Raw genomic sequence first — 397 nt, 5'->3', positions numbered from 1 at the left:
CCCGCACGCAGGGGACCGCGCGGGGCGCCGTGCCAGGCGCCGCGCCGGACGGTGGGCGTCGCAGCTCCGACGCGCCGTGGCCGCCCTCGCGGTGGCCGCCGGGGTCACGGCCATGCTCCTCGGCGCCGCGGCCGCCCGGGAGCCGTCGCGCCACCCGGATGCCCTCGAGTCCGCGGCGCACGCGGACGGCATGGTCGTCGCCGACGTCGTCCTCGACGAGCCTCCCGCCCCGGTCGCCTCGCACGCGGGGAGCGGAACGGGGCCCGCCGGCCGGGTGCGCCTCGTCGCGCACCTCACCACCCTGCACGTCGGACGCGGGGACGGCGGCGGCGCGGGCGACGACGACGACGACGACGACGACGACGACGACGACGACGACGTGATCCTGCCCGCCCCG

Annotated in this window: 1 pseudogene; it reads left to right on the top strand. The window is 80.6% G+C overall.

Annotated elements, in window-relative coordinates:
- Window positions 1–76: 76 nt before the first annotated feature.
- Window positions 77–397 (top strand): annotated as a pseudogene (locus tag DZG00_RS16560) (hypothetical protein); the annotation flags it as partial.

Origin of the sequence: Clavibacter lycopersici (assembly GCF_003576405.1) — a bacterium.
Classification (GTDB): domain Bacteria; phylum Actinomycetota; class Actinomycetes; order Actinomycetales; family Microbacteriaceae; genus Clavibacter; species Clavibacter lycopersici.
The sequence above is the reverse complement of the archived record's forward strand: the minus strand, read 5'-3'. Positions and strand labels throughout refer to the sequence as shown.